15 protein-coding genes are annotated in these 23,733 nt (G+C 63.6%); 12 read left to right on the forward strand and 3 right to left on the reverse strand.

The window, feature by feature from the left end; genetic code table 11:
• The first annotated feature begins 94 nt into the window (after positions 1-94).
• The 9 genes from glpD (at position 95) to KDB76_RS22880 (ending at position 13,091) form a co-directional block, all read left to right on the forward strand.
• Positions 95-1,627 carry a glycerol-3-phosphate dehydrogenase gene (gene glpD / locus KDB76_RS22840; RefSeq protein WP_024087667.1) on the forward strand — a complete coding sequence of 511 codons (1,533 nt, stop codon included), beginning with the start codon at positions 95-97 and terminating at the stop codon, positions 1,625-1,627.
• Between the two features lie 121 nt (positions 1,628-1,748).
• Positions 1,749-5,897: an NEL-type E3 ubiquitin ligase domain-containing protein gene (locus KDB76_RS22845; RefSeq protein WP_038410111.1), complete on the forward strand. Its 4,149-nt coding sequence runs from the start codon at positions 1,749-1,751 to the stop codon at positions 5,895-5,897.
• Positions 5,898-6,219: 322 nt separating this feature from the next.
• Entirely contained in the window at positions 6,220-7,137 is a 918-nt protein-coding gene (locus KDB76_RS22850) for a glutamate/aspartate ABC transporter substrate-binding protein (protein WP_013973968.1), read from the forward strand.
• Positions 7,138-7,278: 141 nt separating this feature from the next.
• Positions 7,279-8,025, forward strand: coding sequence for an amino acid ABC transporter permease (locus KDB76_RS22855; RefSeq protein WP_015271574.1), 747 nt, complete (start codon positions 7,279-7,281; stop codon positions 8,023-8,025).
• Positions 8,026-8,697 carry an ABC transporter permease subunit gene (locus KDB76_RS22860; RefSeq protein WP_013973970.1) on the forward strand — a complete coding sequence of 224 codons (672 nt, stop codon included), beginning with the start codon at positions 8,026-8,028 and terminating at the stop codon, positions 8,695-8,697.
• A complete protein-coding gene (locus KDB76_RS22865) occupies positions 8,694-9,428 on the forward strand; it encodes an amino acid ABC transporter ATP-binding protein (protein ID WP_003258023.1) in 735 nt (244 codons plus the stop codon). Before KDB76_RS22860 ends, KDB76_RS22865 begins: the two co-directional genes overlap by 4 nt.
• A gap of 72 nt (positions 9,429-9,500) precedes the next feature.
• Positions 9,501-11,405: an ATP-binding protein gene (locus KDB76_RS22870; RefSeq protein WP_015271576.1), complete on the forward strand. Its 1,905-nt coding sequence runs from the start codon at positions 9,501-9,503 to the stop codon at positions 11,403-11,405.
• Between the two features lie 47 nt (positions 11,406-11,452).
• On the forward strand, positions 11,453-12,730 hold the full coding sequence (locus KDB76_RS22875; protein WP_230491511.1) for a sigma-54 dependent transcriptional regulator: 1,278 nt from the start codon (positions 11,453-11,455) through the stop codon (positions 12,728-12,730).
• Between the two features lie 25 nt (positions 12,731-12,755).
• A complete protein-coding gene (locus tag KDB76_RS22880) occupies positions 12,756-13,091 on the forward strand; it encodes a GlpM family protein (RefSeq protein ID WP_013973973.1) in 336 nt (111 codons plus the stop codon).
• 158 nt (positions 13,092-13,249) lie between these two features.
• On the opposite strand, the gene KDB76_RS22885 is transcribed toward KDB76_RS22880, so the two are convergent.
• The gene (locus KDB76_RS22885) at positions 13,250-14,245 is read right to left on the reverse strand and encodes an alpha/beta hydrolase (RefSeq protein ID WP_024087669.1); all 996 of its coding nucleotides are present in this window, start codon (positions 14,243-14,245) and stop codon (positions 13,250-13,252) included.
• 196 nt (positions 14,246-14,441) lie between these two features.
• Between KDB76_RS22885 and metR the strand changes: the two genes are divergently transcribed.
• Positions 14,442-15,359, forward strand: coding sequence for a transcriptional regulator MetR (gene metR / locus KDB76_RS22890; protein ID WP_003258025.1), 918 nt, complete (start codon positions 14,442-14,444; stop codon positions 15,357-15,359).
• Here the strand turns inward: metR and KDB76_RS22895 are convergent.
• On the reverse strand, positions 15,343-15,756 hold the full coding sequence (locus KDB76_RS22895; protein ID WP_013973975.1) for an NUDIX domain-containing protein: 414 nt from the start codon (positions 15,754-15,756) through the stop codon (positions 15,343-15,345). The genes metR and KDB76_RS22895 overlap by 17 nt on opposite strands.
• Before the next feature lie 232 nt (positions 15,757-15,988).
• On the opposite strand from KDB76_RS22895, the gene KDB76_RS22900 reads away from it, so the two are divergent.
• Together KDB76_RS22900 and KDB76_RS22905 are read left to right on the forward strand one after the other, a co-directional pair.
• Positions 15,989-20,257, forward strand: coding sequence for a DEAD/DEAH box helicase (locus KDB76_RS22900; RefSeq protein ID WP_024087670.1), 4,269 nt, complete (start codon positions 15,989-15,991; stop codon positions 20,255-20,257).
• A 245-nt stretch (positions 20,258-20,502) separates the two neighbouring features.
• Positions 20,503-22,122 (forward strand): FMN-binding glutamate synthase family protein, encoded by a 1,620-nt coding sequence (locus tag KDB76_RS22905; RefSeq protein WP_015271581.1) that lies wholly within the window; start codon positions 20,503-20,505, stop codon positions 22,120-22,122.
• Positions 22,123-22,245: 123 nt separating this feature from the next.
• On the opposite strand, the gene KDB76_RS22910 is transcribed toward KDB76_RS22905, so the two are convergent.
• Positions 22,246-23,664: an amino acid permease gene (locus KDB76_RS22910; protein WP_013973978.1), complete on the reverse strand. Its 1,419-nt coding sequence runs from the start codon at positions 23,662-23,664 to the stop codon at positions 22,246-22,248.
• Between the last annotated feature and the right edge of the window lie 69 nt (positions 23,665-23,733).

The following is a 23,733-nucleotide window of genomic DNA, read 5'->3' on the forward strand; positions in this document are numbered from 1 at the left end:
ACTGACTGGCGACCAGCTTTCTGTTGCGCTAGTATTTTCGAAAACGAACATAAATGTTCATATTCGATGTAAACAGCACCAGGAGGCCTTGCCCGTGTCCCAGCCCGTTTCGTCCCAGCCCCCAGTCGCCGACTGCTATGACCTCGCCGTAATCGGCGGCGGCATCAATGGCGTGGGCATCGCTGCCGACGCCGCCGGGCGTGGCCTCAAGGTATTCCTCTGCGAAAAGGACGACCTGGCCCAGCACACCTCGTCGGCCAGCAGCAAACTGATCCACGGCGGCCTGCGCTACCTGGAGCACTACGAGTTCCGCCTGGTGCGTGAAGCACTGGCCGAGCGCGAAGTGCTGCTGGCCAAAGCCCCGCACATCGTCAAGCCGATGCGCTTCGTGCTGCCGCACCGCCCGCACTTGCGCCCTGCCTGGATGATTCGCGCCGGCCTGTTCCTCTACGATCACCTGGGCAAGCGCAAGCGCCTGGGTGCTTCGCGCAGCCTGCGCTTCGGCCCGGGATACCCGCTCAAGCCTGCAATCAGCCGTGGTTTCGAATACGCCGACTGCGCGGTGGACGATGCCCGCCTGGTAGTGCTGAATGCGATGGCCGCACGGGAAAAAGGTGCCCATATCCATACCCGCACCCGCTGCCTGCGCGCGGAGCGTGTGGATGGCCTGTGGCAAGTGGAGTTGCAGCACGCTGACGGCCGCCTGCAGACCATTCGCGCCCGTGCCCTGGTCAATGCCGCCGGGCCGTGGGTGGCCAGCTTCATCAAGGACGACCTCAAGCTCGATGCCCCCTACGGCATCCGCCTGATCCAGGGCAGCCACATCATCGTGCCGCGCATGTACGAAGGCGAACATGCCTACATCCTGCAGAACGAGGACCAGCGTATCGTCTTCTGCATCCCGTACCTGGAGCGTTTCACGCTGATCGGCACCACCGATCGCGAATACAGCGGCGACCCAGCCAAAGTCGCGATCACCGAGCAGGAAACCGATTATCTGCTCAAAGTGGTCAACGCCCATTTCAACCATCAGATCAGCCGCAGCGACATCGTGCATACCTATTCCGGCGTGCGACCACTGTGCAACGACGAATCGGACAATCCGTCCGCGGTCACTCGCGACTACACCCTGGCGCTGTCCGCCAGTGAAGGGCAAGCGCCGTTGCTGTCGGTATTCGGTGGCAAGCTGACCACCTACCGCAAACTGGCCGAATCGGCGATGGCCGAGCTCAAGCCGCACTTCCCACAGATGCGCGGCAGCTGGACCGCTGGCGCGCCGCTACCTGGTGGTGAGCAAATGACCACGGTGCAGGCTCTGGTAGATGCGGTGCTGGCGCGCTGTGGCTGGTTGCCGGTCGATATCGCCAGGCGCTGGGTGCTGACCTATGGCAGCCGTGTATGGCAGTTGCTGGAGGGCGTGCAAGGGCCGGAAGACCTGGGCCAGGCGATTGGTGGTGGGTTGTTCGCTCGAGAGGTCGACTACCTCGCCAGCAACGAATGGGCCTGCAGCGCTGAAGACATTCTCTGGCGCCGCACCAAGCTGGGCCTGTTCACCAGCGCGGGCGAACAACAGGTGCTTGCAGACTACCTGCAACGAGAGCAGCAGGCGCGCACCCAGGCAGCGTGACTCCCTGGCCCGCCCACACGCGCCAGGCTGTCAAGCGTGCCATTCGGCGCAGCAGTAACTACCGCCAAACCACATTATCGGCGTGATGCTCTGGGGTCTTTCAAACCCCGGAGAACATCACGTGCCACCCACCGAATACAACCCGTCCTATTCAGTCGACGCCCTGATCGCCCAGCAACTGCCAGACTGGTTGACCGGCGCCGACACAATGCACCTGCAAGCCTACGGCAAGGCCTTGGGTGCACAACAACAGGCAGAGGACAGGCTTCGCCATCTGCTCGAAAGAATCCCTCGCCTCGAAGACTTCGCCCTGCCCCTGCTCGAACGCGCGCTGCGTGAGCAGAGAGTGGGGCATATCGACGCGCGACGGGGTCACGTGGTCGTGAGCGAAGAGTTCCAACTACCTTCGGCCGCAGAGCATTTCTACAAGCCGACCGTAATCCATAGCACCCGACAAACCCTGCTGGCTGCCGCCCTGCATAACTTCGAAGCACACGAAGCTGAACCGTGGCTGTTGCGTAAAGCGCATCTGGAAAACGAGAAAGGCGAAAAGCTGGCCATGACCTTCGAGCAATTCGTTCGCCTGTGCCGCTCGCTGGATCTGGGCGGCAAGTATCAGGTGCTGCTCAAGACAGTGCTCGAACCCAAGGCTGGGCGTGGCCAGCCGGGCGATCAGGCGCGCACGACAATAAGGCACCTGTTTGAAACCGGCGTACGAACGCGCATGCAAGCAGCGGTTTACGAGGCCAGGTTCAAGCGGCAACTGGATGAGCGGGATTTGCTTCGGCTGCGGTCGATGCTGGAACCCCCTGCGCTCGCAACCTATGGCAAAGGCACGCTGACACCTCGCCAACTCTATCTGCTCGGCAAGTGCGTGACGGGGGTCATCACTCTCGAGTGGCGCCCTGCCTTGGCTGCCGACATCGACGAGATCATCGTCTGGATACCCGATGCCCCCGGGCAAAGCCTGTGCTTTTACGACAGTTGGAACGATGTGTACAGCGACCTGGCCACTCGCCTCAAACAGCAACCATTCCGCAGGTTTTTCAAGCGTTTCATCAAGGCGCGGGACACAAGCGCTTTCGACAAGGAACTTGCACAACGGCTGGTAGCGTCGCCTGGAGCAAAGAAACTGCAGCTCGACGAGCGAAACCTGCCAATAGAGGGGGATGTGTTCGCACATGTACGAGCGCTTTTGCTCGGACGAATGTTCGATGATGCAGCCTACCTGGCTGTGCCCACGGACGTCGAAGACCGCCTGAGCAGACATCAGCGCTTGCAGGGCATGCTCAGCGCCGGTTTGGACCTGCTGGGGCTGGCAGCTCTGGTCGTGCCGGTAATGGGAGACCTGCTGCTGGTCGTCAGCGCGGCGCAATTGCTCGATGAAGTCTACGAAGGCTACCAGGACTGGCAGCTAGGTGATCGCCAAGGTGCACTGGACCACTTGTTCAACGTAGCCCAGGGCCTGGCGACCACAGGCCTGACTGCAGGTGCGCTGCATACGCTGGGACGAATACCTTTTGTCGACAGGCTTGCGCCAACGGTGTTGCCCGGCCGCGGCGTAAGGCTGGCCAGAAACCTCCGCTACCTGCCTGCCGAGGAAGATGTCTCGATATTATTGGAAGGCCTGCAAGGGGAGCACTTTGCCGACACTTTATCAGACCATGGCCGGATGCTTCTGCAGGTCACAGGCCTGTCCGTGGACCAGCTGCGCCGACTTTGCCTGGAGAACGCTCCACCACCCGCGCGGCTGCTAGACATCCACGACCGGATCAAGCTGCACCAGCAGGATCCGACCCTGAAAGGGCTGGCCTTCGAGCAGAAACTTCAGGCATGGCAAACACCGCTGTCCATCGACCAGGCCAAGCTGATCGGCGCCTTTCGGGGGCTGTCGCCAAGGGGCGCCCAAGAAGTCATCGACCACTGCAGTAGCGCCCAGATAGAACAGTTGCATGCTTCCGGGCGGATACCACTGAGCATGGCGCAACATGCACGATGGTATGAACATGCCAGCCGTATCGACCGGGCTTGTCTCGGCTTGCGCCTACAGAACCTGACCAACACCGATAGCGAAATACTGGCGCTACGCCTCATCGAGCGGGAAGCCCCGTGGCCAGACTCAGTACGGGTCGAATTACGCCACGGCGGCCTGGAGGGATTACAGATATTCGCCAGCCAGAGCGAGACCGCGCAGAAGGTGCGCACCATTGTCAAAAATGAGCAAGGCTACGCCCTGGCTGGCGAAGAAACCCAGGGCAAGTCCTTGCTGGCAGCGCTCCTGCGGTGCCTGGACGACGAGCAGAAAACCCGGTTGGGGAACCGCAACCTGCAGCTCAGGGAACTGCGCGACAAACTGGCCATGGCAGCCGAACAGGATCGCGACTCCACGGCTGGCCTGCTTGACCTGCCCGGCATCCGCGCAACTGTCAGGCCGCCCCGGCGTTTCGCCGACGGCAGGCTGGCCTATACACTCAGCGGCGGTGGTGAAAGCAGCCAAAGCGCTATTCGCCGAGGGATCCATCAAATATTCCCCACACTCTCCGAACTGCAACTGGACGCTTACCTCGAAGCAGTCCGCCAGCGCGGGGAGAGCTTGTGGGACCATTACCAGACGCTGCAACGCCAGCTTGCCGACCTGCGCGAAACACTTCGGGTCTGGCAGGCCGGTTGGCAATCTCCGATCGACGCCATTCGCAGACGCCGGGTAGCCGATACCCTTCGCCGCAGTTGGCGGCGCAAACTGGTGGACGGCAACGACCAATATGAACTGACCATAGACGGCGAGCACATCGATGCCTTGCCAGACCTGCCGGAGGGTGTGGAATACCGACACGTGCGCCGGCTGACGTTACGCAACATGCGCCTGCAGCAGATCGATGCGCGCTTCCTAAGGCTGTTCCCCAACGTCGTGGACCTGGACCTGAGCGGCAACCGGCTGACATTGGTTCCCGATGGCATCGAGGGCCTCAGCCAGCTACGGCGCTTGAACCTGAGCAACAACCTGATTGCGATGGACGCAGCAGGTAGCAGCCGCCTGGCCCAGTTGCAGCGGCTGGATACCCTGATACTCAATTACAACCCCCTCAACGGCATGCCCGACCTCTCGGCCTTGCCACATGTGCGGGACCTGCGCCTGCGAGCAACGGGCCAGGCGGATATTGGCCTGGTCCACCAGAACGTAGCGCTACGCGCCCATATCGACTTGCGCGACAACAGAATCAGCGAGTTGCAGCGCGAGATGCGCGGCTTGCGCCTGCGCCTGCAAAGGCTGAACCTGCATGACAATCCGTTGAGCGAAGGCAGCATCGAGTATCTGGACGAAGCACAGGGTGCCAGCGAAACAGGCGCCCGAGGCAGCGCGTCGTATGCCCACGAGCCAATAGATGAAGAAACCCGTGCAACCTGGGTAGCGTCCAGAAACGAGCTCCTCCGTGCAGAACGGGAGGCAGCCTGGGACCGCCTGAGCGAAGAGCCGGGCTCTGGAGGCCTGTTCAGATTCCTGGCCGACTTTGCCCAGAGCGAAGACTTCGAGGCCCATCCGCGGCATTATCGACGCCGTCTCTGGCACATCCTCGAAGCCTGCGAAAACAATGAAGCGTTACGCGAGCAGTTGTTTCGCGAGGCCGACGGGCCGCGTACCTGCGAGGACCGCCTGTTGCTGCTGCTCAACCAGATGGAAGTGGGCGTGCTGGCCTTCCAGGGCATCGAAGGGGTGCCAGCGGAAATGAGAGAGAGCCACCTGCTGTATCTGGGCGGCCAGCTGCACCGCCTGGACCTGCTTGACGATATTGCCAACCGGCACATCCAGGCCCTGCGCGAAGCAGGACGCAGAGTAGATGAAATCGAAGTTCGGCTTTTCTATCGCCTGCGGCTGACGGGGCCACTTGACTTGCCAGCACCACCGGATGAGATGCACTTCGCATCATTCGCCCACGTGACAACGCGGGATCTGAACGCAGCAGAAATAGAAGTACTGCAAAGCTACAGCACCTTGTCGATGCTGGACGCGCTTGCAGGCCGCCCTTACTGGCAGAACTACCTGCGAGAAACCTATGCTGACCGTTTCGAGGCGACCGCAAGGCCTTATCACGAGCGAATGGAAGCGCTCGAGGCAAGGGCCGTGGCCGGCCAGGAAGCGGGCTATGAAGACCAGGCCAGGGTTTTGATGCGCGAACTTGCCGCCGAGGAGTCAGTGCTGATACGCACCCTCACTACCGAGGCCTGGGCGCGCTGGAACCAGACGCCGAAAGAGCGGCTCATGCCCCATTGACCAGGCTGGCAGCACTGCGATCAGGCGCTGCATGGCAGCGGTCCTGATCGCTCGTGCATTGCGATCCAGGGCTGGCAAATCCGTTCGGATTTCCGAACGATTAACCGCCACTCATTCGGTATGGCGAATGGAACTTACCATCACACGATGAGTGCGAAAGGTTGATTCCCAATGAATTCGAGGCGTTATGATCAATACCAGAGCTTGGCACGACTCATGCTCTACACTTGGTAGCCGAATGCAATCGTTTATTTCTGTATTCGTTGAACGAAGAGTCCGCCAACGGCTCCATAAAAAAAACAAACACGTCGAGGAAAATTTGATGCGCATCGTTCGTCAATTGCTGGGCGCCGCCATCGCGGCCGCTGTGATCGCTTCGCCGGCCATGGCCGAAGAACTGACCGGCACCCTGAAGAAGATCAAGGATTCGGGCACCATCACCCTGGGCCACCGCGACTCCTCCATCCCGTTTTCCTACCTGGCCGGCAAGCCCGAGCCCGTGGGCTACTCGCATGACATCCAGATGGCTGTCGTCGACGCCCTGAAGAAGCAGCTGGGCACGGACATCAAGGTCCGCTACAACCTCGTCACCTCCCAGACCCGCATCCCGCTGGTGCAGAACGGCACCGTAGACCTCGAGTGCGGCTCCACCACCAACAACGTCGAGCGCCAGCAGCAGGTCGGCTTCTCGGTCGGTATCTTCGAAGTCGGTACCCGCCTGCTGACCAAGGTCAAGGACGGTCAGCCGGCATACAAGGACTTCCCGGACCTGGCCGGCAAGAACGTGGTAACCACCGCAGGTACCACCTCCGAGCGCATCCTCAAGGCGATGAACGCCGACAAGCAGATGAAGATGAACGTGATTTCCGCCAAGGACCACGGTGAAGCCTTCAACATGCTCGAAAGCGGCCGCGCCGTGGCCTTCATGATGGACGACGCCCTGCTCGCCGGCGAAATGGCCAAGGCTCGCAAACCGTCGGACTGGGTCATCACCGGTACCCCGCAGTCCTACGAGATCTACGGCTGCATGGTGCGCAAGGATGACGCGGCCTTCAAGAAAGCGGTCGATGACGCCATCGTCGGCTACTTCAAGTCGGGCGAAGTCAACAAGAGCTACGACAAATGGTTCCAACAGCCAATCCCGCCGAAGGGTCTGAACCTGCAGTTCCCGATGAGCGACGAGCTGAAGAAACTGATCGCCGAGCCAACCGACAAGGCTGCCGACGAGAAAAAGTCCTGACCACCAGCCCATGGCCTGTTGCGCTGCAAAGCGCGAATTAAACCTGCAGGCCACCCGTTAGTGTCTAACCTTTCATCCGAGGGCTTATGCCCTCGGATGTTGGAAGGTGCCCGTGAAACAACCGTCTGAGGGGAAATCCCGATGAATTACAACTGGGACTGGGGCGTGTTCTTCAAGTCCACCGGCGTGGGCAGCGAAACCTATCTGGACTGGTACGTCACCGGCCTGGGCTGGACCATCGCCATCGCCATCTCCGCCTGGGTCATCGCCTTGCTGCTAGGCTCGGTCCTCGGTGTCATGCGCACCGTGCCGAACCGTTTGGTATCGGGTATCGCCACCGCCTATGTGGAGCTGTTCCGCAACGTACCGCTGCTGGTGCAGCTGTTCATCTGGTACTTCCTGGTGCCAGACCTGCTGCCAGAAGGCCTGCAGGAATGGTTCAAGCAGGACCTCAACCCGACCACTTCGGCGCTGATCAGCGTGGTCATCTGCCTGGGCCTGTTCACTGCCGCCCGCGTGTGCGAGCAGGTGCGTACCGGCATCCAGGCGCTGCCCCGCGGCCAGGAAGCCGCCGCCCGCGCCATGGGCTTCAGCCTGTCGCAGATCTACACCAACGTGCTGCTGCCACAAGCCTACCGGATCATCATTCCGCCGCTCACCTCGGAATTCCTGAACGTGTTCAAGAACTCGTCGGTGGCGTCGCTGATCGGCCTGATGGAACTGCTGGCACAAACCAAGCAGACCGCTGAGTTCTCGGCGAACCTGTTCGAGGCCTTCACCTTGGCCACGCTGATCTACTTCACCCTGAACATGGGCCTGATGCTGCTGATGCGCATGGTCGAGAAGAAAGTCTCGGTGCCCGGCCTGATTTCCGTAGGGGGCAAATAAATGGACATGGATTTCAGCGAAATCATCCCGGCCCTGCCTGCCCTTTGGGAAGGCATGGTCATGACCCTGCAGCTGATGATAATGGGCGTGGTTGGCGGCATTGTACTGGGGACCATCCTGGCCCTGATGCGCCTGTCGTCGAGCAAGCTGCTGTCGAACGTGGCCGGCGCCTACGTCAACTACTTCCGCTCGATCCCGCTGCTGCTGGTAATCACCTGGTTCTACCTGGCGGTACCATTCGTGCTGCGCTGGATTACCGGCGAGGACACCCCGGTAGGTGCCTTCACCTCCTGCGTGGTGGCATTCATGATGTTCGAGGCCGCGTACTTCTGCGAAATCGTCCGCGCCGGCGTGCAGTCGATCTCCAAAGGCCAGATGGGCGCCGCCCAGGCCCTGGGCATGACCTACGGCCAGACCATGCGCCTGATCATCTTGCCCCAGGCCTTCCGCAAGATGACGCCGCTGCTTTTGCAGCAGAGCATCATCCTGTTCCAGGACACCTCGCTGGTCTACACCGTGGGCCTGGTGGACTTCCTCAACTCGGCACGCTCCAACGGCGACATCATCGGGCGCTCCCATGAGTTCCTGATTTTCGCCGGTGTCGTGTACTTCCTCATCAGCTTCTCCGCTTCGTGGCTGGTCAAGCGCCTGCAAAAAAGGATCGCCGTATGATTTCCATCAAGAACGTAAACAAGTGGTACGGGGACTTCCAGGTACTGACCGACTGCAGCACCGAGGTCAAGAAGGGTGAAGTGGTGGTGGTCTGCGGCCCGTCGGGCTCGGGCAAGTCCACCCTGATCAAGTGCGTCAACGCCCTGGAGCCGTTCCAGAAAGGTGACATCGTGGTCGACGGCACCTCGATCGCCGACCCCAAGACCAACCTGCCCAAGCTGCGTTCGCGCGTTGGCATGGTGTTCCAGCACTTCGAGCTGTTCCCGCACCTGTCCATCACCGAGAACCTGACCATCGCCCAGCGCAAGGTGCTTGGCCGCAGCGAAGCAGAAGCGACCAAGAAGGGCCTGGCCCTGCTCGACCGCGTCGGCCTCGGTGCCCACGCCAAGAAGCACCCCGGCCAGCTGTCCGGCGGCCAGCAGCAGCGCGTGGCCATCGCCCGCGCCCTGTCGATGGACCCGATCGTCATGCTGTTCGACGAACCGACCTCGGCCCTGGACCCGGAAATGGTCAACGAAGTACTGGACGTGATGGTCGAGCTGGCCCACGAAGGCATGACAATGATGTGCGTGACCCACGAAATGGGCTTTGCCCGCAAGGTGGCCAACCGCGTGATCTTCATGGACAAGGGCAACATCATCGAGGATTGCCAGAAGGAAGACTTCTTCGGCAACCCGAGTGCCCGCCACGAACGTACCCAGCACTTCCTCAGCAAGATCCTGCAACACTGATTTTGCTTCACTGAAGCGGTCGGCGCCGCTGCCCTTCGGGCAGCAGGCGCTGGTCGTGACAAGGCCACTGTGATGAAATGCGATCCTTCGCTTCTTCTCCCTGCCAAGCCTGCCGTGAAATCCCGCCTGCTCCGCCAATTGCTGTTACCGCCACTGATCATCCTGCTGATGGTCGGCCTGGGAATGGCTGGCTACCTGATCAGCGAGAGCAGCGGCATCCGCACCCTCAGCGAAAACGGCGAGCGCCAGCTGGAGCTGCACGCGCGCACGGTCGAGAGCGAAATCAGCAAGTACACCTACCTGCCGAGCCTGCTGGAGCTGGAAGACAGCGTCTCGCATCTGCTCACCGACCCTGACGGCGGCTCGCGGCAGACCGTCAACGAATACCTCGAAGGCCTGAACCGGCGCAGCCGCAGCCGGGCCATCTTCGTCCTCGACACCAACGGCCGTGTCCAGGCTACCAGCAACTGGCGCGATGCCGACTCGTTCCTCGGCGAGGACCTGTCGTTCCGGGCCTATTTCCAGACTGCCGTGCGCGGCGAACCCGGGCGTTTCTACGGTATCGGCAGTACAACCGGCGAGGCCGGCTATTACCTGGCCCACGGCCTGGAGGAGCATGGCAAGATCATTGGCGTGGCGGTGATCAAAGTGCGCCTGGACACCCTCGAGGAGCGCTGGCAGCGTGCCCGCCTGGAGGCGTTCGTCAGCGACGAGAACGGCATCATCATCCTCTCCAGCGACCCTGCCCGGCGCCTGAAGTCGGTACGCCCGCTGACCCCGCAGATCAAGGAGCGCCTGGCTCGCAGCCTGCAGTACTACTGGTGGCCGCTGAACGAACTGCAACCCCTGGCACGGGAGACCCTGGCCGATGGTGTGGAAAAGCTGACCTTCCCGGCCAACAGCGAAACCGCACAGGGCAAGGCCCGCGAAATGGCCTACCTGGCCCAGACCCGGCGCCTGGTCGACACGCCCTGGCATTTCACCCTGCTGACCCCGCTGCAGGACCTGCGCCGCGAATCCATGGTACAGGGCATCCTGGTGGGCGTGGCCTTCGCCTTGTTGGCGATCCTCGGCATCGCCTGGAACGAACGGCGCAAGGTCATCGCCACCCGCCTGGCAGCCCGCGAGGCCCTGCAGGAAGCCAACAGCCAGCTGGAACGACGGATTACCGAACGCACGGCCGACCTGCGTGCCAGCAACGAACGCCTGAAGGGCCAGATTCGCGAGCGCCGGCATGCCGAGCAGACCCTGCGTCACGCCCAGGATGAACTGGTACAGGCTGGCAAGCTGGCCGCCATCGGGCAGATGTCCACCAGCATTGCCCACGAACTGAACCAACCGCTGGCCGCGCTGCGCACGTTGTCCGGCAACACCGTGCGCTTCCTCGAACGGGGGGCGCTGGAAACCGCCAGCACCAACCTGCGTACCATGAACGACCTGATCGACCGCATGGGCCGAATCACCGCCAGCCTGCGCTCGTTCGCCCGACGCAGCGACGACAGCGGCCAGGCTTCGCTGGCCAAGGCAGTGGACGCTACCTTGCAGGTGCTGGCCAACCGCATCAGTGCCTGCCACCTGCAGCTGCACAATCAGTTCGAGGACCAGCAGCTGGCCATCGACCAGACCCGCCTGGAACAGATCCTGGTCAACCTGATCGGCAACGCCCTGGATGCCATGGCCGCCCAGCCGCTGCCGCAACTGTGGCTGGAAGGCGAGCTGCAGGGCGACAAGTACCGTTTGCAGGTGCGCGACAATGGCCACGGCATCGACGCCGAGGCGCGCAAGCACCTGTTCGAACCTTTCTTCACCACCAAGCCGGGCGAACACGGCCTGGGCCTGGGCCTGACCCTGTCGGCGAGCCTTGCCGCCGCCGCCAAGGGCAGCCTCAACGTCGAGCATCCCGCCAGCGGCGGTACGGCCTTCGTCCTGGCCCTGCCCCTGGTCTCACCCCCTAGCGAATCGGCAGAGCACCCATGAACCAAGCGCCTCTTACCGTCCTGATCGTCGAAGACGACCCGCATGTGCTGCTCGGCTGCCAACAGGCGCTGGCCCTGGAAGACATCGCCTGTGAAGGTGTGGGCAGCGCCGAGCAGGCGCTGGAGCGCATCGGCGACGACTTCGCCGGCATCGTCGTCAGCGATATACGCCTGCCGGGCATCGATGGCCTGGAGCTGCTCAACCGCCTCAAGGCCCGCGACCGCAGCCTGCCGGTGGTACTGATCACCGGCCACGGCGATATCGACATGGCGGTGGGCGCCATGCGCAATGGCGCCTACGACTTCATGGAAAAACCCTTCTCCCCGGAGCGCCTGGTCGACGTGGTGCGCCGCGCCCTCGAACAGCGCGGGCTGTCGCGCGAAGTGGTGGCCCTGCGCCGCCAGTTGGCGGAGCAAAGCAGCCTGGAGGGGCGCATCATTGGCCGTTCGCCGGCCATGGAGCACCTGCGCGAGCTCATCGCCAACGTCGCCGATACCTCGGCCAACGTGCTGATCGAAGGCGAAACCGGTACCGGCAAGGAACTGGTCGCCCGCTGCCTGCACGACTTCAGCCGTCGTCAGGGCCAGCCGTTCGTGGCACTGAACTGTGGCGGCCTGCCGGAAAACCTGTTCGAAAGCGAGATTTTCGGCCACGAGGCCAACGCCTTCACCGGTGCCGGCAAACGCCGCATCGGCAAGATCGAACATGCCAATGGCGGCACGCTGTTCCTCGACGAAGTGGAGAGCATGCCGATCAACCTGCAGATCAAGCTGTTGCGTGTGCTGCAGGAGCGCACCCTGGAGCGGCTGGGCTCGAACCAGAGCATTCCGGTGGACTGCCGGGTGATCGCCGCCACCAAGTCTGACCTGGATGCCATGGGCCAGAGTGGCCAGTTCCGCAGCGACCTGTATTACCGGCTGAACGTGGTGACACTGGAGCTGCCGCCGCTACGCGAGCGCCGCGAAGATATCCTGCAGCTGTTCGAACACTTCCTGCAGCAGTCGGCCCTGCGCTTCGACCGTGAAACACCTGCGCTGGACAGCCAGACCTTGTCGCGCCTGATGGCCCACGACTGGCCGGGCAACGTGCGTGAACTGCGCAACGTCGCCGAACGCTATGCCCTCGGCCTGCCTGCGTTCAAGAAAGGCCCCAGCGGTGGTGCCAGCCAAGGCTTGGGCTTTGCCGAGGCGGTGGAAGCGTTCGAGCGCAACCTGCTCAGCGATGCCCTGCAACGTACTGGTGGCAACCTGAGCCAGGCCAGCCAGGAGCTGGGCATGGCCAAGACCACGCTGTTCGACAAAGTGAAGAAATACGGCCTCGGCTGACCTCAACCCAACCTGGAAAGACAACGTGGACCTGGTATTCAAAGCTGCCCTGGGTGCTGGTGTGGTGGTGCTGCTGGCGGTGCTTTCGAAGACACGCAATTACTACATCGCCGGGCTGGTGCCGCTGTTCCCCACCTTCGCCCTGATTGCCCACTACATTGTCGGCAAGGGGCGCAGCATTGCCGACCTGAAGACCACCATCCTGTTCGGCATGTGGTCGATCATTCCGTACTTCGTGTACCTGGCGACCTTGTATGTACTGGTCGACCGCATGCGCCTGGAGGCATCGCTGGCGTTGGCCACGGTGGCCTGGCTGATGGCGGCGACCGTGCTGGTGACCTTGTGGGTGCGGATGCACTAGCCTGAAGGCGCACGCAACCCTGTGGGAGCGGCCTTGCGTCGCGAAAGGGCCGCAAAGCGGCCCCGGCATTTTTGTAGGGGGGCTTGAATCCTGGGGCCGCTACGCGCCCCTTTCGCGACGCAAGGCCGCTCCCACAATGGACCGCGCCAGACCTCGATTCACAGCCCTGCGATATGCGTGACATCCTGCCGATGTGCCTGCAGGTAGGGCAACACCGCCCCCAGCAACGGCGCCTTGAACGGCTCCTGGAAGCGGTGCGCCAACCCCGGTATCAAGCGCAGCTGGCTGCCCTGGATATGCGCCGCCAGGTGCACGCCATGCATCACCGGCAGCAACGGGTCGGCCGTGCCATGCACTACCAGGGTCGGCACCCGCAACTGGTTAAGCAACTCGACCCTGCTCGGCTCGGCCAGTATCGCCATGATCTGGCGCTTGGCCCCTTCAGGGTTGAACGCCCGGTCGTAGGCCACGGCCGCTTGCTGCAGCAAGGCCGCACGGTCGTCACGCACCTCGGGGCTACCCAGCGCCGCCAGCAGATCAGCCTGCTGCTCGATGGCCACTTCGCGGTTCGGCGCGCTGCGCCGGGCCAGCAACTGCACCAGCGCCGGATCCGGCGCCGGCAACCCCGCCGCCCCTGAACTGGACATGACCAGCGTCAGGCTGCGCACGCGCTCGGGCGCCATGGCAGCCAGGTGCTGGGCAATCATGCCGCCCATGCTCACCCCCAGCACATGAAACTGGCGCACGCCCAACGCATCCATCAAGCGCAGGCCATCGTCCGCCATGTCGGTCAGCGTATAGGGCGCAGCCACCGACAGGCCCAGCTTGTAGCGCAGCAGTTCGACCGTCAGGTTGGCCGTCGGTGGCAACTGGTTCCAGCGTGACAGGCCGACATCGCGGTTGTCATAGCGGATCACCCGAAAGCCCTGGCGGCACAACGCTTCGACCACGTCGTCCGGCCAGTGGATCAGCTGCCCGCCAAGGCCCATCACCAGCAGCAAAGCCGGGTCGCGTGGCGCACCGACGCTCTGGTAGACAAGGCTGACCGCGCCCAGCTCGGCCCGCTGCACCGGCACGTGGGCGTCACAACGCTGTTCAGCGAAACTTGCAGGTACGCCGAATACAAAGAAAAGAAAAAGCCAAAAAGCCCGCATGAAAGAAACACCAGAATGCAGATCCCCAGTAGAGCGCGAGTCTGATGAATTCTGTTCGGGCGCGCTGCCACAGTTCAGTGACAGTTTGATGACTCCCGCCAGGCGGTGCGGCGGCACGCCCAGTCGACAGGCGCGGCAACATGAGGGAAACTCAACTCATTCCCTGTTTCCTCAAGTTCATACACCGGAGTCAGCTGTGCTGGAGATCCGTCACCTGAAAACCCTTCATGCCCTGCGCGAGGCCGACAGCCTGGTGGAGGCCGCCGAGCGCCTGCACCTGACCCAGTCGGCGCTGTCGCACCAGTTCAAGGAGCTGGAAGAGCGCCTGGGCCTGCCGCTGTTCGTGCGCAAGACCAAGCCGATCCGCTTCACCAGCGCCGGGTTGCGCCTGCTGCAACTGGCCGATGCCACCCTGCCGCTGCTGCGCGGCGCCGAACGTGACATCGCGCGCCTGGCCGGCGGCACCGCCGGGCGACTGCACATGGCCATCGAATGCCACAGCTGCTTCCAGTGGCTGATGCCGACCATCGACCAGTTCCGTGACGCCTGGCCGGAGGTGGAGCTGGACCTGGCCTCCGGCTTTGCCTTCGCCCCACTGCCGGCCCTGGCCCGCGGCGACCTCGACCTGGTGGTGACCTCCGACCCGCTGGACCTGGCGGGCATCACCTACGTGCCGCTGTTCACCTACGAGGCGATGCTGGCGGTGGCCAACCAGCATCCGTTGGCCAGCAAGCCCTACATCGTGCCGCAGGACCTGCTTGACCAGACCCTGATCACCTACCCGGTGGAGCGCGACCGCCTGGACATCTTCACCCGCTTCCTGGAGCCGGCCGACATCGAGCCCGCTGCCGTGCGCACATCGGAGCTGACGGTGATGATGATGCAACTTGTGGCCAGCGGCCGTGGCGTGTGCGGCATGCCGCACTGGGCGCTGCACGAGTACAGCTCGCGCGGATATGTGAAGGGCAAGCGCCTGGGTGAAAAAGGCCTGTTCGCCACGCTTTATGCCGCCGTGCGCACCGACATGCTCGATGCGCCATACATGCGCGACTTCTTGCTCACGGCCAAGGACACCTCGTTCGCCACCCTCGATGGCGTCAGCGCGGTGCGCTGACGGCCTGGCGGTATAGCGGCAGGATCAGGTCGCGGGTCAGGGGTGCCAGCTGCATGGCGGGTACCTGGTCTGCGGCCAGCCACACCACCTCCTCGATCTCCGCGGCCGGCAGCACGGCTGCGGCGCTGTCGACACGGAACAGTTCGGCCTGTACCTCGAAGCCCGGCTCGTTGGCGGCCGGGGCGCTGAACTGGCCCAGGTGCACGGCCTGGGCCGGGTCAATGTGCAGGCCCAGTTCCTCATGCAGCTCTCGCACCAGCGCCTGCACGGGTGTTTCGCCAGCATCGATCTTGCCGCCGGGCTGCATGAAAGCCTGGGTGCCGCGTTTGCGTACCAGCAGGGTTCGGCCTTGGGGATCGATCAGCAGGGCCGCGGCGATGCGGATGGTGTTGGGCATGGGGGGCTCACCTGAAACAATGGCCGGGGAGGATCCCATGGGGTTCCTGGCCTGACAAGGCCAGTGTTTCCTGTGCCGGCCTCTTCGCGGGTAAACCCGCTCCCACAGGTGCACCACAAGGTCAGAGAGCGGCGCAGTACCTGTGGGAGCGGGTTTACCCGCGAAGGTCATAGCCGATCCGGCAGACGAACGGCCCCTTGCCAACCCGCCCTACACCCTCCATAACCAACACATGAACCTGCCCGCCAAACACCACCCGGTGCTCGAGCTGTTCCACCCCGCCGTGCGCACCTGGTTCCGTCGCCACTTCGCCACGGTGACCGATGCCCAGGCCCAGGCCTGGCCGTTGACCCATGCGGGCAAGTCGATGCTGCTAGCCGCACCGACCGGCTCGGGCAAGACCCTCAGTGCGTTCCTGGCCGTGCTCGACGAACTGTTCCGCCAAGGCCTGGAGCACCAAGGCGAGCTACCAGCGCAAACCCAGGTGGTCTACGTTTCGCCACTCAAGGCGCTGTCCAACGATATCCGCCTGAACCTGCAAGCCCCGCTCGAAGGCATCAGCCAGGCCATCGCGGACCAGGGCCTGAACGCCCCGCGCATCACCACGGCCGTGCGCAGCGGCGACACCCCGCAGAAGGAGCGTGCCGCCATGCGCAAGCTGGCGCCGCACATCCTGGTGACCACCCCCGAATCGCTCTACGTGCTGATGGGCTCGGCTTCTGGCCGTAAAGGCCTGGCCAGCGTGCACACCGTGATCATCGACGAAATCCATGCCCTGGCCGGCAACAAGCGCGGCGCCCACCTGGCACTGACCCTGGAGCGCCTGCAGGCCCTGTGCAACCGGCCGTTGCGGCGCATCGGCCTGTCGGCCACGCAACGCCCGGTAGAGCGGGTGGCGCAATTTCTGGTCGGCAACAGCCGCCCCTGCGCAATCGTCGATGTCGGCCACGCTCGGCAGCGCGACCTGGCCATCGAGGTGCCGCCAGTGCCGCTGGGTGCAGTGATGGCCACCGATGTCTGGGGCCTGGTCTATGACCGCCTGGCCACCCTGGCGCGCGAACACCGCACCACCCTGGTGTTCGTCAACACCCGACGGCTGGCCGAACGCATCACCCGCCACCTCAGCGACCGCCTGGGCAAGGAGGCGGTTGCCGCGCACCACGGCAGCCTGGCCAAGGAACTACGCCTGGATGCCGAACAACGCCTTAAGAATGGCCAGTTGCAGGTGCTGGTGGCCACCGCATCGCTGGAGCTGGGCATCGATATCGGCGACATCGATCTGGTCTGCCAGATCGCTTCACCAGGTTCGATAGCGGCCTTTCTGCAGCGGGTCGGCCGCGCCGGCCACCAGGTCGATGGCGTGCCCAAGGGCCGCTTGTTCCCGACCTCGCGTGATGACCTGATCGAATGCGTGGCCCTGCTCGACTGCATACGCCGGGGCGAGCTGGACGAGCTGCACATTCCCCGGGCGCCGCTGGACGTGCTGGCCCAGCAGATCGTCGCCGAAGCCAGCAACCAGCCCTGGCACGAACAAGCCCTGTTCGACTGCCTGCGCCAGGCCACGCCCTATGCCGAACTCGACCAGCAACATTACCAGGCCCTGCTGCGCATGCTCGCCGAGGGCTATAACGGCCGCCAGGGCGTGCGCAGTGCCTACCTGCACCGCGATGCGGTGAGCGGCACCCTGCGTGGCCGCCGCGGCAGCCAGCTGACCGCCCTGACCAGCGGCGGCACCATCCCCGACAACGCCGACTACGCCGTGCTGCTCGAACCGCAGGCGCTGAACATCGGCAGCGTCAACGAAGACTTTGCGGTGGAAAGCATCGCCGGCGATATCTTCCAGCTGGGCAATGCTTCCTATCGCATCCTGCGCGTCGAACCGGGCCGGGTGCGGGTGGAGGATGCCCATGGCCTGCCACCGACCATTCCATTCTGGCTGGGCGAGGCGCCGGGGCGCAGCGATGAGCTGTCTGCCGCGGTGGCCCGGCTGCAGGCACAGATCGACCAACAGCTGGCTGACAACAACCAAGCCGAGGTGCTGGCATGGTTGCAGGCCACCTTCGAACTGGGCGAAGCCGCCGCTGGCCAGTTGCTCGACTACCTGGCCCGCACCCGCGAAGTGCTTGGTGCCCTGCCCTCGCAGGACACGCTGGTGATGGAGCGCTTCTTCGATGAGTCCGGCGGTACCCAGTTGATCATCCATTCGCCCTACGGCAGCCGCATCAACCGCGCCTGGGGCCTGGCCCTGCGCAAGCGCTTCTGCCGCACCTTCAACTTCGAGTTGCAGGCGGCGGCCAGCGAGGACGCCATCGTGCTGTCGCTGTCCTCCAGCCACAGCTTCGAACTGGACGACGTGTGGCGTTACCTGAATAGCCGCAACGCCGAGTCGATCCTTGTCCAGGCACTGCTCGATGCGCCGCTGTTCGGCGTGCGCTGGCGCTGGAACGCCAGCGTGACCATGGCCTTGCCGCGCTTTGTCGGCGGTCGCAAGGTGGCGCCACAGATCCAGCGGATGAAGAGTGAAGACCTGATTGCTGCCGTGTTCCCCGACCAGATCGCCTGCCTGGAGAACATCGTCGGCGAGCGGCAGATTCCCGATCATCCGCTGGTCGAGCAAACCCTCGACGACTGCCTGCACGAGGCGATGGACAGCGAAGGCTGGCTAGCACTTTTGCGGCGCATGGAAAGCGGCACGGTACGCCTGCTGTGCCGCGATCTACCCGCCCCTTCGCCGTTGGCGGCGGCCATCCTCAATGCTCGGCCATATGCCTTCCTGGATGACGCGCCACTGGAAGAGCGTCGCACGCAGGCAGTGCTCAACCGGCGCTGGAACGAGGTGCAGAACGGCGACGACCTGGGCGCGCTGGACGCCGATGCGATTGCCGCCGTGACGGCCGAGGCCTGGCCGCAGCCGGGCAACGCCGACGAAATGCATGAAGCGTTGATGGGCCTGGGTGCCATCAGCCAGGACGAAGTGCAGGGCAATGCCGGTTGGGAACTGCTGCTCAGACAATTGGCCAAGGCCGGCCGGGCCTTGCGCCTGGTGGATGAAAAACTGTGGCTGGCACGCGAGCGGTTGAGTCTGCTGCAGGTGCTGTATCCCGGCTCCCGGCTGGAACCTGCGTTGCAGGTACTGCCAGGCTTCGATCAGGCCATCGAGCCGGACATTGCGCTGGTCGAACTGTTGCGAGCCCGCCTGAGCGGCCATGGCCCGCTGACCCGCGCGCAGATTGCGGCAGCACTTGGCAAACCGCTGCCGGCCATCGAACAGGCCCTGACCTGCCTGGAGGCCGAAGGCTATGTGCTGCGTGGGCATTTCAGCCCCGGCGCAAGCGAACTGCAATGGTGCGAACGCCATCTGCTTGCGCGCATCCACCGCTACACGGTCAAACGCCTGCGCCGGGAGATCGAGCCGGTCAGCCTGCAGGACTTCATGCGCTTTCTGTTCGACTGGCAGCACCTGGCTGACGACACGCGCCTGCGCGGCCCGCAAGCCGTGGCCGAGGTACTAGGCCAGTTACAAGGATTCCCGAGTGCCGCCGGAGCATGGGAGGCCGAACTGCTGCCAGCACGTATCAAGGACTACAGCCCGAACTGGCTCGACGATGCCTGCCGTAGCGGGCAGTTCGCCTGGAGCCGGCTGGCGGCGACCGTGTCGAGCAACACCTTGTCGAGCACACCGCTGGTGCTGCTGCCGCGCGAGCATCTTGGGTTGTGGCGCAGCCTTGCCCCCGTACCCGCCCTGGATAGCCTCGGCGCACGAGCGCAACGCGTCCACGAGGTGCTGAACGCGCATGGCGCGCTGTTCTTCGACGAGCTGGCACACGACGCCCACCTACTACCCAGCGAACTGGAGACGGCCTTGCAAGAGCTGGTAGGCGCAGGCCTGGTGGGGGCCGACAGCTTCACCGGCCTGCGCAGCCTGATCACCCCGGCGGCGAAACGCACATCGCGCAACAGCCGACGCGGCCATCCGCCGCTGTCCAGCAGCATGTCCCATGCCGGGCGCTGGGCCTTGCTGCGCAGGGGCACTGTAGACGACAGCCAGCGCCTGGAGCACATCGCCCGGGCCCTGCTTCGGCGCTATGGCGTGGTGTGCTGGCGCCTGCTGGAGCGCGAAAGCGATGTGCTGCCGCCCTGGCGCGAACTGCTGCGCTGCTATCACCGGCTGGAAGCGCGTGGCGAGATTCGTGGCGGGCGCTTCATTTCCGGGCTGGCCGGCGAACAGTTCGCCTTGCCGGAGGCGGTGGGGCTGCTGCGGCAGGTGCGGCGGCGTGAATTGGACGGGGCATTGGTGGTGGTGAGTGCCAGTGACCCACTGAACCTGGTCGGGTCGTTGCTGCCGGGGGCGAAAGTGCCGGCGGTGAGCGGCAACCGCCTGTTGTACCGCGACGGGGTGCCGGTGGCGGTGCGGGTGGCCGGGCACTATTCATATCTGGTTGAAGCGCCGGCACAAGAGCAGGAAAGCTGGCGGCAGAAGCTGCTGCGCGACACCATCTGAATGCTTTTTTGCTGTACTGGCTCTATCGCCGGCAAGCCAGCTCCCACCTAAACCGCATCGCCCTTGAGCGATGCGCTATCCCTGTGGGAGCCGGCTTGCCGGCGATAGGGCCAGTACAGCCAACACAAGGTTTGGCGAGAATGATTTTCGCTACCCCGATTTTAATTTGCACAGCCGAGCAACTTGGCTATGGTCGGGGTTTGCCCCAGGCCCTGAGCCTGACCGCGCCATCGCAAGGACCCTGTATGAGCCTGTCACTTCTCAGTCGCTATGCCTTCTTCGCCGCCTGTGTGCTGTTCACCCTGGCAAGCCTTCCGTTCACCCACCACGAATGGTTGTGGCCGTTCACCCTGAGCACCGGAATCCTCAGCCTCATCGGTCTGTTCGACCTGTTGCAGCAACGCCACGCAGTACGCCGCAACTACCCGATCCTGGGCAACATCCGCTATCTGGTCGAGGCCATTCGCCCGGAAATTCGCCAGTACCTGCTGGAGGCGGACAGCGACGCCCTGCCGTTCTCCCGCGCCCAGCGCTCGCTGGTTTACGCAAGGGCGAAGAACGAAGCCTCGGACAAACCCTTCGGCACCCTGATCGACGTGTACGAGTCCGGCTTCGAATTCATCGGCCACTCCATGCGCCCGGCGCCATTGGCCGACCCGGCAAGCTTCCGGGTCATCGTCGGCGGGCCGCAATGCAGCCAGCCATACTCAGCGTCGATCTTCAACATATCGGCGATGAGCTTTGGCTCGCTCAGCGCCAACGCCATCCGCGCCCTCAACCAGGGCGCCAAGCTGGGCAACTTCCACCATGACACCGGCGAAGGCAGCATCAGCCCCTATCACCGCGAGCATGGCGGCGACCTGGTCTGGGAACTGGGCAGCGGCTACTTCGGGTGCCGCACGCCAGACGGGCGCTTCGACCCCGAACGCTTTGCCGCCCAGGCACGCAGCCCGCAGGTGCGGATGATCGAAATCAAGATGAGCCAAGGCGCCAAGCCCGGCCATGGCGGCATCCTGCCCAAGCACAAGGTGACCCGGGAAATCGCCGAAACCCGTGGTGTGCTGATGGGCGAAGACTGCATATCGCCGTCGCGCCACAGTGCCTTCTCCACCCCAATCGAGATGATGCAGTTCATTGCCCAGCTGCGTGAGCTGTCTGGCGGCAAACCGGTAGGTTTCAAGTTCTGCCTGGGCCACCCGTGGGAGTTCATGGGCATAGCCAAGGCCATGCTGGAAACCGGCATCCTGCCCGACTTCATCGTCGTCGACGGCAAGGAAGGCGGCACCGGCGCGGCGCCGGTGGAGTTCACCGACCACATTGGCGTACCGCTGCGCGAAGGGTTGCTGTTCGTGCACAACACCCTGGTTGGCCTGAACCTGCGCGACAAGATCAAGCTGGGCGCCAGCGGCAAGATCGTCAGCGCGTTCGACATTGCCAGCGTGCTGGCCATTGGCGCTGATTGGGCCAACTCGGCGCGCGGCTTCATGTTCGCCATCGGCTGCATTCAGTCGCAGAGCTGCCACACCAACAAGTGCCCGACCGGTGTGGCCACGCAAGACCCTCTGCGCCAGCGTGCGCTGGTGGTGCCGGACAAAGCCCAGCGGGTGTTGAACTTCCACCACAATACCTTGCGTGCCCTGGCCGAAATGCTTGCGGCAGCGGGCCTGGAGCACCCGGCGCAGCTGGAAGCCAAGCACCTGGTACGACGCATCTCGGCCACCGAGATCAAACTGTTCTCGCAGATGCATGTGTTCTTGAAGCCGGGTGAACTGCTGACTGGCGAGGTGAACGGGCAGTTCTATTCGCGCATGTGGCAATTGGCGCGGGCGGACAGCTTCGAACCGAACAGTGAAGTGGCGGCCTGATTGAACCTGGGGCTGCTACGCAGCCCATCGCGACACAAGGCCGCTCCCACAGGAGTACGCGATCTCTTGTGGGAGCGGCCTTGTGTCGCGAAAGGGCCGCAAGGCGGCCCCAGCCATTTCAGATCAGGAAGCAGTACTGGCCACGCCCTGCGCATCTTTCGGCGCCAGGCGGAATGCGTAGTACAGCACCGTCAGCAGCACCAGGAACGCCGGGCCGATGTACAGCGCCACGCGGGTATCCTCGAAGTACGCCATCAGGCCGACCACCAGCACCAGGAAGGCCAGCGCCAGATACGAGCTCAACGGCCACAGCCACATGCGGTATTTCAGCGCCTTGCGTTCAGTGGAGCTCAGGCCGGCGCGGAACTTCAGTTGCGCCAGCAGGATCATCACCCAGGTCCAGATCGCGCCGAAGGTGGCGATCGAAGTCACCCAGACGAAGACCTTCTCCGGCACCAGGTAGTTGGCCAGCACGCCCAGCAGCAGCGCACCGATCGATAGCAGCAGCGCGTTGCGCGGCACGCCGTTCTTCGACGTACGGGCGAAGGCCGCCGGGGCCTGGCCGTTCTGCGCCAGGCTGTAGAGCATGCGCCCGGTGCTGAAGATGCCGCCGTTGCACGACGACAGCGCTGCAGTGATGACCACGAAGTTGATGATGCCGGCGGCGGTCTTGATGCCCAGGCGCTCGAAGGTCATGACGAACGGGCTGCCCTGGCTGCCGATTTCGCTCCAAGGGTAGATCGACAGGATCACGAACAGCGCACCGACATAGAACAGCAGAATGCGCCAGAACACCGAGCCGATGGCCTGCGGGATGGTCTTTTGCGGGTTGCGTGCTTCACCGGCGGTCAGGCCGATCATTTCCACGCCCAGGTAGGCGAACATGACCATTTGCAGCGACATCAGCACGCCGGTCACGCCATTGGGCATGAAGCCGCCGTTGCTCCAAAGGTTGGAAATACCCACTGCCACGCCGTCATTGCCGAAGCCAAAGGCAATGATGCCGATGCCGCCAAGGACCATGGCGATGATGGTGACGATCTTGATCAGGGCGAACCAGAACTCGAATTCACCAAAGGCCTTGACGGCCACCAGGTTGACCGCCCCCATGCTGCCCAGCGCCGCCAGGGCCCAGATCCAGCGTGGTACGTCGGGGAACCAGATGCCCATGTAGATGGCCACCGCGGTGATTTCGGCAACGCAGGTCACCAGCCACAGGAACCAGTAGTTCCAGCCGGTAAGGAAGCCCGCCAGCGGGCCTAGATAGTCCTGGGCATAACGGCTGAACGAGCCGGCGACAGGGTTGTGCACGGCCATTTCGCCAAGGGCGCGCATGATCACCAGGATGGCCAGGCCGCCGATGATATAGGACAACATGATGGCGGGGCCGGCCATTTCGATGGCCTTGGCCGAACCGAGGAAAAGACCGACACCGATACAGGCGCCCAGCGCCATCAGGCGGATGTGCCGTTCGCCCAGTTCACGCTTGAGCGGGCCGCCTTCAGCGGCCTGGCCGTGGGCAGAGTGGTTGCCGACTGGCATAGCAATACAACCTCATTTTGTTATTGGATTTGACCTTCGTGCAGCACCAGCCAGGCCGATAGGCGTGGC

Origin of the sequence: Pseudomonas sp. JS425 (assembly GCF_018223845.1) — a bacterium.
GTDB classification, from domain to species: Bacteria; Pseudomonadota; Gammaproteobacteria; order Pseudomonadales; family Pseudomonadaceae; genus Aquipseudomonas; species Aquipseudomonas asiatica.